The organism is Paenibacillus sp. FSL R5-0519, from assembly GCF_037974275.1.
Taxonomy (GTDB): Bacteria; Bacillota; Bacilli; order Paenibacillales; family Paenibacillaceae; genus Paenibacillus.
The window spans coordinates 3,915,757-3,929,309 of sequence record NZ_CP150234.1 but is presented as its reverse complement, the minus strand read 5'-3'; the positions used below and the strand labels follow the sequence as shown (position 1 = coordinate 3,929,309).

13 protein-coding genes are annotated in these 13,553 nt (G+C 47.8%); 12 read left to right on the top strand and 1 reads right to left on the bottom strand.

The window, feature by feature from the left end:
* Positions 1-22 precede the first annotated feature (22 nt).
* Positions 23-613 (top strand): DUF2062 domain-containing protein, encoded by a 591-nt coding sequence (locus MKY73_RS17470; protein WP_339241946.1) that lies wholly within the window; start codon positions 23-25, stop codon positions 611-613.
* Here MKY73_RS17470 and MKY73_RS17465 read toward each other — a convergent pair.
* Positions 591-1,520, bottom strand: coding sequence for an AEC family transporter (locus tag MKY73_RS17465; RefSeq protein ID WP_339302826.1), 930 nt, complete (start codon positions 1,518-1,520; stop codon positions 591-593). The two genes, MKY73_RS17470 and MKY73_RS17465, sit on opposite strands and share 23 nt — an antisense overlap.
* Positions 1,521-1,735: 215 nt before the next feature.
* Between MKY73_RS17465 and MKY73_RS17460 the strand changes: the two genes are divergently transcribed.
* The 11 genes from MKY73_RS17460 (at position 1,736) to MKY73_RS17410 (ending at position 13,348) form a co-directional block, all read left to right on the top strand.
* A complete protein-coding gene (locus MKY73_RS17460) occupies positions 1,736-2,818 on the top strand; it encodes a lactonase family protein (protein WP_339302825.1) in 1,083 nt (360 codons plus the stop codon).
* Positions 2,819-3,180: 362 nt separating this feature from the next.
* Positions 3,181-3,813, top strand: coding sequence for a 3-hexulose-6-phosphate synthase (gene hxlA, locus MKY73_RS17455; RefSeq protein WP_036670570.1), 633 nt, complete (start codon positions 3,181-3,183; stop codon positions 3,811-3,813).
* Positions 3,814-3,817: 4 nt separating this feature from the next.
* Complete coding sequence (gene hxlB, locus MKY73_RS17450) at positions 3,818-4,381, top strand: 6-phospho-3-hexuloisomerase (RefSeq protein ID WP_339302824.1); 564 nt, start codon at positions 3,818-3,820, stop codon at positions 4,379-4,381.
* Between the two features lie 266 nt (positions 4,382-4,647).
* Positions 4,648-5,007, top strand: coding sequence for a helix-turn-helix domain-containing protein (locus MKY73_RS17445; protein ID WP_062833989.1), 360 nt, complete (start codon positions 4,648-4,650; stop codon positions 5,005-5,007).
* Between the two features lie 369 nt (positions 5,008-5,376).
* Positions 5,377-7,179 carry an oligoendopeptidase F gene (gene pepF / locus MKY73_RS17440; protein ID WP_339302823.1) on the top strand — a complete coding sequence of 601 codons (1,803 nt, stop codon included), beginning with the start codon at positions 5,377-5,379 and terminating at the stop codon, positions 7,177-7,179.
* A gap of 107 nt (positions 7,180-7,286) precedes the next feature.
* Positions 7,287-7,802, top strand: coding sequence for a DUF2500 domain-containing protein (locus MKY73_RS17435; RefSeq protein ID WP_339302822.1), 516 nt, complete (start codon positions 7,287-7,289; stop codon positions 7,800-7,802).
* Positions 7,803-8,035: 233 nt separating this feature from the next.
* Positions 8,036-9,529, top strand: coding sequence for a rhamnulokinase family protein (locus tag MKY73_RS17430; protein ID WP_339302821.1), 1,494 nt, complete (start codon positions 8,036-8,038; stop codon positions 9,527-9,529).
* Positions 9,530-9,531: 2 nt separating this feature from the next.
* Positions 9,532-10,293 carry a DeoR/GlpR family DNA-binding transcription regulator gene (locus MKY73_RS17425; RefSeq protein WP_339302820.1) on the top strand — a complete coding sequence of 254 codons (762 nt, stop codon included), beginning with the start codon at positions 9,532-9,534 and terminating at the stop codon, positions 10,291-10,293.
* Between the two features lie 94 nt (positions 10,294-10,387).
* The gene (locus MKY73_RS17420) at positions 10,388-11,116 is read left to right on the top strand and encodes a (Fe-S)-binding protein (protein WP_339302819.1); all 729 of its coding nucleotides are present in this window, start codon (positions 10,388-10,390) and stop codon (positions 11,114-11,116) included.
* The gene (locus MKY73_RS17415) at positions 11,113-12,633 is read left to right on the top strand and encodes a LutB/LldF family L-lactate oxidation iron-sulfur protein (RefSeq protein ID WP_339302818.1); all 1,521 of its coding nucleotides are present in this window, start codon (positions 11,113-11,115) and stop codon (positions 12,631-12,633) included. The genes MKY73_RS17420 and MKY73_RS17415 overlap by 4 nt, the downstream gene beginning before the upstream one ends.
* Complete coding sequence (locus tag MKY73_RS17410) at positions 12,623-13,348, top strand: LUD domain-containing protein (protein ID WP_339302817.1); 726 nt, start codon at positions 12,623-12,625, stop codon at positions 13,346-13,348. Before MKY73_RS17415 ends, MKY73_RS17410 begins: the two co-directional genes overlap by 11 nt.
* Positions 13,349-13,553: the final 205 nt, after the last annotated feature.

Genomic DNA, 13,553 nt, shown 5'->3' with positions numbered 1-13,553 from the left:
GTAAAATAAGGAGTCATTCGGTATGAACACACAGAAGCGCAAGACCAACCGCTGGGTACGTTTAACACGTGCTATGAAACTGAATTTTCTCAAATTGTTACGTGCTCCCGGAGGTGCCCATAAAGTATCCACCGGATTTGCCATAGGGTTCGGATTGGAATTGATCGTGATCTCGACCGCTTCCCTGATCTATCTCATATTTTATCCAATTGTACGACTGTCTGGCGGTTCGATGCCCGCAGCGATTGTTGGTAATGTGATTGGTAAACTTACGTTTTTACCTATTATACTGATGCCGCTCGCCAAACAGATTGGTTCATGGATTTTGCCTGCCCACAGTATGGGACAGGGACTGGTACATGAGAGTGCCTTCATGGAGCTGTTTCGTGGAAATTGGTCGGCCGTGAGCGAATTGTTGCTTGGTGGGCTGGATATTCTGGCAGGTATGTCCGTGTTCGGTGTCATTTTGGGTGTAATTTCGTACTTTGTCGTGAAATTTTTCTACGTCAGAGCGCTCAACCGGCGTTATGAACGCCGGCTGGAGAAACGCCGACAAGCGGATATCGCTTCGGTATCCCCTCCAGTGTTAATCAGGAAGCCATCACAATCATAATGGGCAGCATGAACATGGATGCAGCAGTTGTCCACAGAATACAGCGGGATACAAACTGCGGGGAAGCATTGAACTGTTCAGCCAAAATAACGGCGTTCACTGCGGTGGGCATGGATGCGAGGATCAGCAGCACACTGAACAACGTACCCTCGACCTGAAGCACGATAAGAATCAGCCAGGAGAGGATCGGCGCAGCTGCGAGACGCACCACAAGTCCGGTCCAGAAGGCTCGGCGTACATTGGGCAACCAAGGCACCGTTGCCCCTTTGGGTCTGAGCATCTGTGCTCCCAGAATGGCGAGAACGACAGGAGAATAGCCCGCAGCCAGCATGGCAATCCCTCCATCCAGTGCTTCAGGCAGGCTCAGATTGGACGCACGCAGCGCAATGGCGATGCCAGCAGCATAGATGGATGGCATGCGGAAAACGGACAGAATCGCATTTTTTACCGTGAATTCGGATCTCGCGGCAAAAAAGATACCTACCGTATTAACAATGATCATCTGTCCAATAACGTAGACGGAAGCCTTGTCCAGTCCGAGCTGACCAAAGGCAAGCAGTACAAGCGGGAGCCCGTAATTCACGCAGTTCGTAAATGTGGAGACAAGGGTGAGACCCGCTTTTTCGCTTGCACCCAGACGGAAAATCCGGCTTAACAGCTCGGCGAGTGCCCACAGGGCAATCAGATTGATGAGGGAGAACCAGAATGTGCTGGTTACGTCCGTCCAGGTGATCTCTGCATGCAGCAATGTATTGAAGATGAGCGCAGGGCTCAAAATATAAAGGGAAAAGGTCGAGAGCGACCGGGTATCCCAATTCTTAAAGCGTTTTAACAGAATACCTCCGATCACGGGAAGTGATATCGGCAGGAATACATGGTATAACGTGAGTATGAATGAATGAAGCAATGCAGTTCAGTCCCTTCCGGATGAAAAACCTATTTTATCATAGCAGAAGATGAACCTCATATACATGGATTTCAGGATGATCATGTTGTAGTAATCGCCTTGCTTAACTGAGGATTTCCCTGATGCGCAGCGTCAGCGGATTGCTATTTTGATATGGCAGATTTATTATAGAAGAGGTGCAACAAGATTACATACACATAGAGGAGGAAACTGTAATGAGTGAATCAAAACGCTTGCTCGTACTTGCTGGCTCTTATGCCGAAGCGGAAAATGAGGGCATTTACGCATATGAATTGAATGAGGATACAGGCAGCTTGTCCAAGCTTGATGGCATTGCTGGCGTGAAAAACCCAACGTTTGTCAACGTGGATGCTGAAGCAAACAAACTGTACGCGATTGGTGAAACAGCGTCAGCTGAAGGCAACAAAATGTCTGAAGCTGTAGCTCTGAGCATTGATCCTTCTACAGGAAAATTAACTTTGCTGAACCGGAATGACTCCATTTCAGCTCCACCATGTCATATCCAGCGTGATCCTTCCGGCAAATACTTGATTCTTTCCAGCTACCACGGTGGTCTGGTAGGTCTGCAAGCCTTGACGGATAACGGTGAAGTTGGAGCGCTTCTGGATGAGAAGAAACATGAAGGCCAGGGTGCGCATCCTGAGCGTCAGGACAAGCCACACGTGCACTCCGCATTCTTCAGCCCGGATGGCAAATACATGATGGTACAGGATCTGGGTGCGGACAAAATCGCGATCTATTCCATCGACGCAGACAAGAATGAACTTGTGCTGCACAGTGAAACCAAAACACATGCGGGAGCAGGCCCACGTCACTTGGCGTTCCACCCGAATGGTCAATTCGCTTATGTGATCAACGAAGTGGATTCTTCGATTACTTCGTTCCAATATGATGCAGCAGCGGGTACGTTGACTGAATTGTCTACTGTATCCACATTGCCTGATGGATATGATGGCAAAGAGAATACAACAGCAGAAATCACCGTTTCCAATGATGGACGTTATGTATATGGTTCTAACCGTGGACATGACAGCATCGTTGTATTTGCAGTAGATGCAGACAAAGGTCATCTGACTCTGGTTGAGCATGTATCTGCTGAAGGAGAGCATCCGCGTCATTTTGCTCTGACACCTAACGGCAAATTGCTGATCGCAGCCAACCGTGATACCAACAACCTCGTGACATTCACGGTGGATCAGGAGAGCGGCCGTCTGAAATACACAGGTCACAGCACAGGTGTATCCAAGCCGGTATGCGTGAAACCTGTATATCTTTAAAATGATAAATTTCTAAACCAGCCGTGGCTGGATTGAAATGATAATGCCCTGCCATGTGGCGGGGTCTTTTATATTAAACACCTAAGATGATTAGGTTGCTGTTCTGCTGTAACTGGATTAAAACAGACGATTAATTCTATCACATGATTCACCTAACAACGAATAATTATCAATAGTTTCGCCCAAGTAACTACCCCACTTCAAAGTGCGTACTTCCTGAATGGATAGTCAGGGTCTACAATGAGTGGGTAGCCAAAACAAACCCTGCATGCATCTCTACAGACAAATTGGTGCAGGCTAAATATCTAATTATTATTTTTACAGGAACGGCTCATATTTGAACAACAAAGGAGAAATAAATGATGAAATTGCAATTGGCACTCGACTTGGTAAACATCCCTGAAGGTATCGCACTGGTTAAAGAGGTTGAACAATATATTGATATCGTTGAGATTGGTACACCAATCGTTATTAATGAAGGTTTGCACGCGGTAAAAGCGATGAAAGAAGCATTCCCTAATCTGCAAGTTCTTGCAGACCTTAAAATCATGGACGCTGGTGGTTATGAAATCATGAAAGCTGCTGAGGCTGGTGCGGATCTGATCACTGTGCTTGGGGCAACCAATGATAGTACGATTAAAGGTGCAGTAGCAGAAGCGAAGAAACAAAACAAACAAGTTCTTGTAGACATGATCAACGTGCCTAATCTTGAACAACGTGCTCGTGAAATTGATGCGCTTGGCGTAGATTACATCTGTGTACACACAGGTTATGACCTGCAAGCTGAAGGACAAAGCCCGTTCGAAGATTTGCAAACGATCAAAGCTGCTGTGAAAAATGCTAAAACGGCTGTCGCTGGTGGAATCAAGCTGGAAACATTGCCAGAAGTAATCAAAGCACAACCGGATCTGGTTATTGTAGGTGGCGGTATCACAGGACAAGCAGACAAAGCAGCAGTTGCAGCTGAAATGCAACGTCTTGTTAAACAAGGGTAAGCAGATGAGCAAAACACAATATGCAGCGGATATCTTGAAGGAGCTGGAACGCACGTTAAGCCAGATCGATGATGCAGAGATGCAAGCGATGGCTGAACATATTCTGGCTGCAGAACAGATTTTTGTAGCAGGAGCAGGCCGGTCAGGATTAATGGGAAAGGCTTTTGCCATGAGACTGATGCAGATGGGGCTTCGTGTATATGTGGTGGGCGAGACCGTTACACCCGGGATCAGCTCGAAGGACTTCCTCTTGCTGTGCTCTGGCTCAGGAGAGACAGGCAGTCTCGTAGCGATGGCTCAGAAGGCTAGTCAGGCGGGCGCACTTGTTGGATTGATTACGATCAAGCCAGAATCCACAATTGGGAAATTGGCAACTACGGTAGTGCGTCTCCCGGCTTCAGCCAAAGAGGACACAGCGACTTCCGGAGCGGAAGTAACCATCCAGCCAATGGGCTCGCTGTTTGAACAGGGACTGTTAATCGGCATGGATGCTCTGATCCTTACGATGATGGAAATGAAGGGTATGACCGGAGCGGATATGTTTGGCCGCCACGCCAACCTGGAATAGTAAATAGATGGAAGACCGGAATCCTTTGATTATGAAGGGTTCTGGTCTTTTCTGCGATGCATAGGCATTCATTTGTTTAGATTTATCCGTAATTTTCACTTAAACTTTGCATCCCGACCAGGCTGTAGTAGAATTAATAGATAGCTGTATCGAATGAATGTACTTATTACATCATGCATGGAGCGGAAAGCTTACCTTATGTGAAGTATTCCCGTGATATGCGTAATATACGCGATATAAGAGTGAAGATGAGGGGGCTCGGAGCCATGGCAGCCGAAGTCAAGGAACGGATTAATCTGAAAGAAATCAACTGTGAGAAGGAATTGACCCTTGCGGTGATCGGTGGCAAATGGAAATTGATTATATTGTGGCATTTGGGTCTGGAAGGCACCAAACGTTTCAGTGAACTGAAACGCCTAATCCCTCATATTACCCAGAAGATGCTGACCAACCAGCTGCGTGAGCTGGAGGAAGATAAATTGATTGAGCGTAAGGTCTATGCAGAGGTTCCGCCTCGGGTGGAATATACGTTGACAGATCACGGTCAGAGCCTGATGCCTGTGCTGCACGCAATGTATAACTGGGGTAAAAATTACGGTGAAAATGTAATCTGGAAAGAAAGCTAAATAGTTATATTTTGAACAAACCGCTGGTTAAATGGATTTTTCCATAACCAGCGGTTTTTAGTTACTTTTAAATTTTGGTCAGTGGATCAATAGTTTACTCCAAACGCAGTGGGCAGAAATAGCTTTTAAGAAGCGGAGCGTTCGCCTTTATCACCAGATTTTCACCTTTATAAAATTGAATCAAAAAATTAGGGGATAACAGCGATCGGAAGGTTGTTCTGTCATCGGAGTGGTAAGTGTGAATAATCTTTAGTCCAATCTATACTCCCCTGAACCAAAAGTCTCATTATTTGCAGATGTCATGTATACATAAACCGATTATGATACGATGAGATATATTGGAAAATGCAAGGAGGATGACAACTAAAGATGGAAAAAATACGTACACGTGCTGAGGTAGATCAGGAAACCACATGGGATCTGAGAGATTTGTTTGTAACCGATGTAGAGTGGGAGCAGGAACTTCGATCACTTCCTGAGGCTGCTGCCCAGATCGAAACGTTCAAAGGACGTCTGGGCGAAGGCGCTGAACAATTGCTGGCTTGTCTGGATGCTCGTGAAGCTTTGCAGGAACGCATCGGCAAGACGGCTTCTTATGCCCGCTTGAAGCAGTCAGAGGACAGCACCAATCCGGTGAACATAGAGAATTCAGCTAAAGCAGGAGATATCCTATCGAATCTGTCGTCATCCTTGTCTTTTGTTAATTCGGAGATCGTTGAACTTCCGGATGGAACGGTAGAGCGTTATATCCAAGAACTTCCGGGATTGGAGCCGTATGCGCGCAGTTTGGAGCGTTTGATTCGGGAAAAAGCACATCGGCTTACGCCAGAGACCGAGAAGGTACTCGCTTCACTCGGAGAGGTACTGGATTCGCCATACCGTATCTATCTGCGCGGTAAACTGGCAGACATGACGTTTGACGATGCTCTCGATGGAGAGGACAATAATCGTCCACTGTCCTGGTCATTCTATGAAAATAATTATGAGATGTCGTCCGATACCAAGCTGCGCCGTTCTGCTTATGCTGCATTCAGCTCAACATTGAATGATTACAAAAATACGTTCGCAGAAGGTTATGCAACCGAGGTGAAGAAACAAGTTGTGTTATCCAGGCTGCGGGGTTATGACGATGTTACAGATATGCTTCTTAGCCCACAGCAAGTGAGCAAAGAGATGTACAATAATATTCTGGATATTATCCAGCAGGAACTCGCACCACATATGCGCAGACTGGCGGCTCTCAAGAAACGTGAGCTGGGTCTGGACAAGCTGATGTTCTGTGATCTGAAGGCCCCGCTTGATCCTGAATTTAGTCCTGCCATTACATATGATGAGGCGTGCACACTCATTCGAGAAGCGCTTGATGTGCTTGGGCCGGAGTATGGCGAGATCGTAGAGCGCGCATTTCGCGATCGCTGGGTGGATTACGCAGATAATGCAGGCAAATCCACAGGGGCATTTTGCTCTTCTATATATGGTTCGCACTCCTATATCTTAATTTCTTGGGCGAACAATATGCGCGGAGCATTTACACTTGCCCATGAAGTGGGACATGCAGGCCACTTCATGCTTGCGGGACGTTACCAACGGCTCACGAATACAAGGCCATCACTGTATTTCATTGAGGCACCATCGACCATGAATGAAATGCTGCTGGCAGATCATCTATTGAAACGTTCCGATAATCCGAGAATGCGTCGTTGGGTCATTTTGCAACTGCTGAACACGTATTACCATAACTTCGTTACACATCTGCTGGAAGGTGAATTGCAGCGCAGGGTGTATGCACGCGCAACTAATGATGAGCCCATTACGGCGAAGACGTTAAGTCAGCTCAAAGGAGACATCCTTTCCGAATTCTGGGGACCTGATCTGGTAATTGATGAAGGGGCCAAGCTCACGTGGATGAGACAACCTCATTATTATATGGGTCTATATCCATATACCTATGCGGCAGGTTTGACCGCTTCCACAGCGGCAGCACAGCAGATTCGGGAAGAAGGGCAGCCTGCGGTAGATCGCTGGCTCGAAGCACTCAAAGCTGGTGGAAGTCTCACTCCGCAGGAGTTAATGAAGCTTGCAGGTGTCGATATGTCCGGACCCGAGCCGATTCGCTCTGCAGTTGCTTATGTCGGCAGTCTGGTCGACGAACTTGAACGTCTGTATTCCTGATCTGGTTCATATAGTATACGGACAAGGCAGAACGGGCTGTCTGTATGCACCGCCCTCCTTGCGTGGGGCGGTGCATCTTATTTTGCAAGGGGAAAGGACGATGATGAATGGCGTTAACGAGCGTGTCCTCATCGATGGGCCAATTAAGCGTGGACGGCTTTGGTGTGTTTGACGACATGAGTGGAGTACCGGGTTTTGAAGGCAATCAGGGTGGTTTCTTTTCGGGATTGAATGAGTTTGGTGCCATGGGTGCGTTTGTTTCCATTTTTATTGGTGCCGTATTTCTTATTGTTGCGGGTGTGATTGTATATGCCATCATTTCAGGGGTACGCACGTGGTCCTCGAATAACGCTGCGGCCTTGTTAACCCTGCATTCAGCGGTGGTGGCGAAACGAACGGAAGTCTCAGGTGGTAGCGGGGATAGCAGTGCGACGACCCGGTATTATGTTACATTTGAATTCGACAATGGCGAGCGCATTGAACTGATTGTTGGTGGAAACCATTATGGCATGTTGGCTGAACATGATCGAGGGATGCTGACGTATCAGGGGACACGATTCAAGCATTTTGAGAGAGATGTGCAGCCCCAGTCGGGCGTTAACAAAGGCCAGTTTTATACGTGAAAATAGAAATACGGCTCCTCCTACTTGGGAGAGAGTCGTTTTTGGTATGCCCAAAAGAAAGAAAAATCGAAGGGTATTCAAACGCTTACAATGGTGATATACTCGTAAAATAAAGTAAAACAGTATTAAACAAAAACAAACAAACAATAAATACAGAATAAAGTACAGAGTGCGGACTGAATCAAGAGATATCGTATGGAAATAGAATTGGCTCGAAAGGTTGGTGAAGCGCGGTGAGTGTTCTGGCTTATGATTTGGGGGCTGGCAGCGGGAGAGCGCTACTGGGGCATCTGAATGATCATGGGATCGAAACAAGCGAAATTCATCGGTTCAAGAATGAACCCGTGAAGGTTGGCGTGCGGATGCACTGGGATATTCTGCGATTGCATCATGAATTGTTGCAAGGGCTTACTCTTGTGAAACAGCAGGGAGAAAAGCCGGAGAGCCTGGGGATCGATTCCTGGGGCGTTGATTTTGGTTTGCTTGGCAGTAATGGTGAGCTGCTGGGTAACCCGTATCATTACCGTGATACACAGTTTAACGGCATGATGGATCAGGTACGCCAAGAGTTGAGCTCTCAGCGAATCTTTGAACGTACAGGGATTCAGTTTCTTAGCTTTAATACCCTGTATCAGTTGGCAACCCTTCAACGTAGCGGTTCTCCGCTTCTTCATGAAGCAGAGCGGTTTCTCATGATTCCGGATTTGCTTCGATACTTTCTGACGGGAGAAGCCGTGAATGAGTTCACCAATGCTACGACAACACAATTGTATAATCCCTCACAGGGTCAATGGGACGGTGAGTTGCTGAAGCATATTCGCATTTCGGAGAAACTCTTCGGTGAAGCGGTGATGCCAGGCACCCGTGTTGGACAGTTGCGCAGCAGCATCTGTAACGACCTTGGTCTTTCTTCTATCCCTGTGATCGCCGTTGCGGAGCATGATACGGGTTCAGCCGTTGTGGCTGTTCCTGCAACGGAACGTTCATTTGCTTACCTGAGCTGTGGAACCTGGTCCCTGATGGGTACCGAGATAGATCATCCTGCGATCAGTACCGAGAGTCTGGCATTGAACTTCACGAATGAAGGCGGGGCGGGCGGAACATTCCGTCTGCTCAAGAACATTATGGGTCTGTGGATTTTGCAGGAAAGCATGCGGGAGTGGGAGCGTCAGGGGCAGGAAATTAGCTACAGTGCGTTATTGGCAAAGGCGGAGCAGGCACCTCCATTTGCCAGTTTATTTGATCCGGATGATGAACTGTTCATGCCAGCAGGAGATATGACAACCCGAATACGCCAGTATTGCCATGATACAGGGCAAGTGATACCAGAGGATCAGGGGGCTATTGCCCGGGCAATTCTGGAGAGTCTTGCATTGAAGTATAGAAGAGTTCTGGGATGGACGGAACAATTATCGGGACAGTCGTTCAACGGATTGCATATGGTCGGTGGAGGTATCCAAAACCGCCTGTTATGTCAGTGGACTGCGAATTCCATTGGCAAGCCGGTATGGGCGGGTCCGGCAGAGGGAAGTGCTATCGGGAATATGGTTGTGCAATGGATGGCGAGCGGAGCGTTTAAGGATATCTGGGAAGCTCGCAAGGCCATTCGTGATTCATTTACTGTAACTGCGTATGAGCCGCAGGACAGATCAATCTGGGAAGAGGCTTACGGCAGATTTTTGCGTGTGACGGCTTCATCCACTTCACAAGCGGGGAGTGAGATGTAAACATGTTGGCAGCCGAGCGGTATGACCGGATTGTGGAGATGGTGAATGTTAAGGGCAGTATGCGTGTATCGGAGCTTAGTGAACGCTGCCGGGTGACGGAGGAAACCATCCGGCGAGATCTGGATCGTTTGGAACAGGCAGGACGACTGCGTCGCTCTCACGGTGGTGCCGTGAGTGTGAAGGAAGATCAGCCCGAGATCCCTTATCGGATCAGGGAGACAACCCATACGGAAGAGAAGAAACGGATTGCACAAGCGGCTCTGGCGATGATTAATCCGGGTGATCGCATTCTGTTGGATGCCAGCACAACGGCAGGTTATATGGCAGCAAACATGCCTGATTTTCCGCTGACCGTCTTGACTAATTCCATTCAGGTAGCGACTGAACTTAGCAGTCGTGACAAGGTTGAGGTCATCTCAACGGGAGGCCAGTTGGCATCTCGCTCGTTATCTTTTGTAGGGCCACTCGCGGAGCGTTCTCTGGAGACGTATCATGTGGACAAATTGTTTTTGTCCTGCAAAGGCGTACATCTTGAAGGCGGCGGAATCAGTGAATCCAATGAACTTCAGGCAAGGCTGAAGCAAAGAATGGTTGGCATATCCGATCAGATCATCTTACTTGCCGATGCCAGTAAATTTGGTGTCCGTGCTTTTGCTCGGGTATCCGGATTAGATGCAGTCCATACGATCGTTACCGATCAGCCATTGGAGGCTGAACAGACAGACCGTTTGAGAGGATACGACATCGAGATTATCACAGTTTAAACAGCGATCGGAAGGTTATTCTGTCATCGGAGTGTTCATTAATATTCTTAGTCAATTCATCTACTTACTAATCAGTTAATAGGAGCGTGTACTTATGAAGGTCTCCTTATTCATTACCTGCCTCAGCGATGCCATCTATCCCCGAGTGGGGGAGGCCATGGTCAGATTGCTCGCCGCTCATGGCGTTCGGTTGGATTTTCCGCCGGTTCAGACCTGCTGCGGTCAGCCTTCCTACAATAGCGGGTACTGGGATGAGACTCGGGTAGCGGCCAAGACGATTCTTGAAGCATTTGACGACAGTGATTTTGTAATCTGTCCATCCGGATCGTGCACATATATGATTCATCATTATCCCGAACTGTTCGCGGATGAACCGGTGTGGTTGGAGAAGGCCAAGCGATTGGAAGCCAAAGCTTATGAATTCACTCAATTCCTCGTTCAGGTACTCGGGATAACCGATCTGGGCGCACATTTTCCACACAAAGTAACCTATCATCCATCCTGCCACGGTAGTCGTCTGTTGGGTGTAAAAGATGAGCCGATGGCATTACTATCCCAAGTAAAGGGACTGGAATTGGTTCCCCTGCCGTTTGCTGAGGATTGCTGCGGGTTCGGGGGAACGTTTGCCATCAAAATGTCCGATATTTCAGGAGCGATGGTGACGGAGAAGGTTGATCATGTCAAAGAGACCCAAGCCGAAGTACTGGTGGGGCTGGACATGGCCTGTCTGATGAATATCGCAGGTAATCTGCGTTATCGGAATGAACCGGTGCGTGTGATGCATCTGGCGGAACTACTGTATGAGGGGGTGCAAACAGGATGAGTCAACCGGGAGTTATGGATACGACGGTCAAAGAACGTGCCGGGCTGGCCTTGAATGATGATTTTCTGCGTAAAGCGGTCAAATTCACGACAGAACGATTGCGTAACGGGAAGAAGTCCGCCTCAGAAGAACATGGAAACTGGGATGAATGGCGAGAACGTGGACGTCAGATTCGTCTGCATACCATTGCGCACCTGGATTATTATCTGAATGAATTTGTGAATAACGCCCGTGCGAACGGGGTTCATATTCATTTTGCAGATACATCGGTGGAAGCAGCGGCGATTGCACTCGATATTGCGGCTCACAAGCAGGCGTCTACGGTGGTAAAATCCAAATCGATGGTGTCGGAGGAAGTACATCTGAATCATGTACTGGAGTCAGCTGGCATTGAAGCGATTGAGACTGATCTGGGTGAATACATTATTCAGTTAGCAGGCGAAGCCCCCTCTCATATTGTCATTCCAGCCATCCATAAGAACCGCTATCAGATTGCAGAGTTGTTATCGAAGGAAGCTGGTGAAATTCTGGAGCCGGATACGACGGTACTCGCCGGGTTTGTTCGCAAAAAGCTGCGCGAGAAATTCCTTGAGGCGGATATCGGCATGACGGGCTGTAATTTTGCGATTGCAGAGACAGGTTCCATGGTTTTGTTCGAAAATGAAGGTAATGCCCGTATGGTATCCACTGTTCCCAAAACGCAGATTACACTGATGGGCATGGAGCGGATCATCCCGTCGTGGACGGATCTGGAGGTCATGGCAACCTTGTTGCCACGCTCTGCAACAGGTCAGAAACTGACGATGTATATGTCAGGCATCACAGGTCCTCGCCGTACAGCGGATGCGGATGGACCGGATGAAATGCACATTATTATCGTGGATAACGGTCGATCCCTTCAACTCGGTGATCCCGAGTTTCAAGAACTGCTGAATTGTATACGCTGTGGTGCTTGTTTAAATGCTTGCCCGGTATATCGTCATATTGGGGGCCATGCCTATGGTGGAACCTATAGCGGACCGATTGGAGCGGTATTGACACCTGCACTCAATGGCAACATTGATGAATGGAATGATATTGCGGGTGCTTCGAGTCTGTGTGGAGCCTGTTATGAAGCATGTCCAGTTAAAATTCCGCTACATGATATGCTTGTTTATCTACGCAGGCGTAAAGTGGAAGACGGTCATGGCAACAAAATGGAGAGCATGGGCATGAAGGGCTTTGCTGCCGTTGTTTCCAATTCCAAACGCTTCAGTGCGGCCATACGTCTGGGACAGATCGGGCAGAAGGCAGTTGTGCGCAACAACGGCATTTCTCTCAGGCTAGGTCCACTTAAAGGCTGGAACAATTATCGGGTTGCGCCAAGTCTCGCCAAGAAATCCTTCCGGCAACAATGGAACAAGCTGGATCAGGAACTGAACGAGAAGCAACAAGCCATGGATTCTTCCGTTCGCAGCCGTATGGAGCAGATTATTCGTGAACGAGAAGAAGGGGAGGGGAAGAAGCATGGTCACTGAACATCAGCAATGGCTTGCACAATTGGAGAAGAAGTCCATTGAGAAACAGGAGCAGTTCATGAATGACATTGCTTCGAAATTGAGAAGACCAAGGCAACGCCAAGCGCCTACCCAACCCTTTCGGGGAGCACCCGACTTTTGGACGGAAATGGAATGGGATGAAGAGAAGCGTATTCAAGCATTTACGGATAACTTTGTAAGTGTAGGCGCACACATTGCCCGGGTTAAGAACATGGAAGAAGTATCTCAATTCATTGCTAACAAATCTCATGAACTGAGTGCCAGATATATCATTCGTCAGAATGAACAGGCGCTAAAAGATCTCGGATTGGAAGAACAGTTACCGGAGGTACAGATCTCCGTCTGGAATAGTCAAGCGGATGAGAACTGGAAGGCTCGGGCAGCTGAGGCCGATATTGGTGTGGTCATGGCGGATTATGCAACTGCATACACAGGCTCGGTTACTGTACTTTCTTCACCGGAAAAAGGTCGTTCCGTCAGTCTGCTGCCTACGGTACTTATCATCATTATTCCAGTAGATCAGCTGTACACCAGACTGGGTGAAACGCTTGATCGATTTGACGAGGTGGGAAGAGAGAATCTCCCTGCAGGTATCCACTTTATTTCAGGCCCAAGCCGATCGTCCGATATTGAAAATGATCTGACCATTGGCGTACACGGACCAGGTATTGTATATGGTTTGATTATGGGTTAACGGTGAGTTGAACGTGATGGCACAACATGATTTGGAAGACTGTCCAAGATGTAGCACGTGGCTGCTGAGGACAGTTTTTTTGTTGAATTTTTATAGTTAAAAGCTATCAATCATATACTTATTATATATTTCACCTATTAATAGGGTGGGTGTATAATTCTTCTCAAGAGAGAATTCATGTGAGATATGAGAGAGAAAGAGGAGG

What these genes read in the sequence shown, in the direction of transcription:
- MKY73_RS17415 (WP_339302818.1), top strand. Translation starts at nt 11,113, where the DNA reads ATGAGTCAACCGGGAGTTATGGATACGACGGTCAAAGAACGTGCCGGG.
- hxlA (WP_036670570.1), top strand. Translation starts at nt 3,181, where the DNA reads ATGAAATTGCAATTGGCACTCGACTTGGTAAACATCCCTGAAGGTATC.
- MKY73_RS17420 (WP_339302819.1), top strand. Translation starts at nt 10,388, where the DNA reads ATGAAGGTCTCCTTATTCATTACCTGCCTCAGCGATGCCATCTATCCC.
- hxlB (WP_339302824.1), top strand. Translation starts at nt 3,818, where the DNA reads ATGAGCAAAACACAATATGCAGCGGATATCTTGAAGGAGCTGGAACGC.
- MKY73_RS17470 (WP_339241946.1), top strand. Translation starts at nt 23, where the DNA reads ATGAACACACAGAAGCGCAAGACCAACCGCTGGGTACGTTTAACACGT.
- MKY73_RS17435 (WP_339302822.1), top strand. Translation starts at nt 7,287, where the DNA reads ATGGCGTTAACGAGCGTGTCCTCATCGATGGGCCAATTAAGCGTGGAC.
- MKY73_RS17460 (WP_339302825.1), top strand. Translation starts at nt 1,736, where the DNA reads ATGAGTGAATCAAAACGCTTGCTCGTACTTGCTGGCTCTTATGCCGAA.
- MKY73_RS17445 (WP_062833989.1), top strand. Translation starts at nt 4,648, where the DNA reads ATGGCAGCCGAAGTCAAGGAACGGATTAATCTGAAAGAAATCAACTGT.
- pepF (WP_339302823.1), top strand. Translation starts at nt 5,377, where the DNA reads ATGGAAAAAATACGTACACGTGCTGAGGTAGATCAGGAAACCACATGG.
- MKY73_RS17410 (WP_339302817.1), top strand. Translation starts at nt 12,623, where the DNA reads ATGGTCACTGAACATCAGCAATGGCTTGCACAATTGGAGAAGAAGTCC.
- MKY73_RS17425 (WP_339302820.1), top strand. Translation starts at nt 9,532, where the DNA reads ATGTTGGCAGCCGAGCGGTATGACCGGATTGTGGAGATGGTGAATGTT.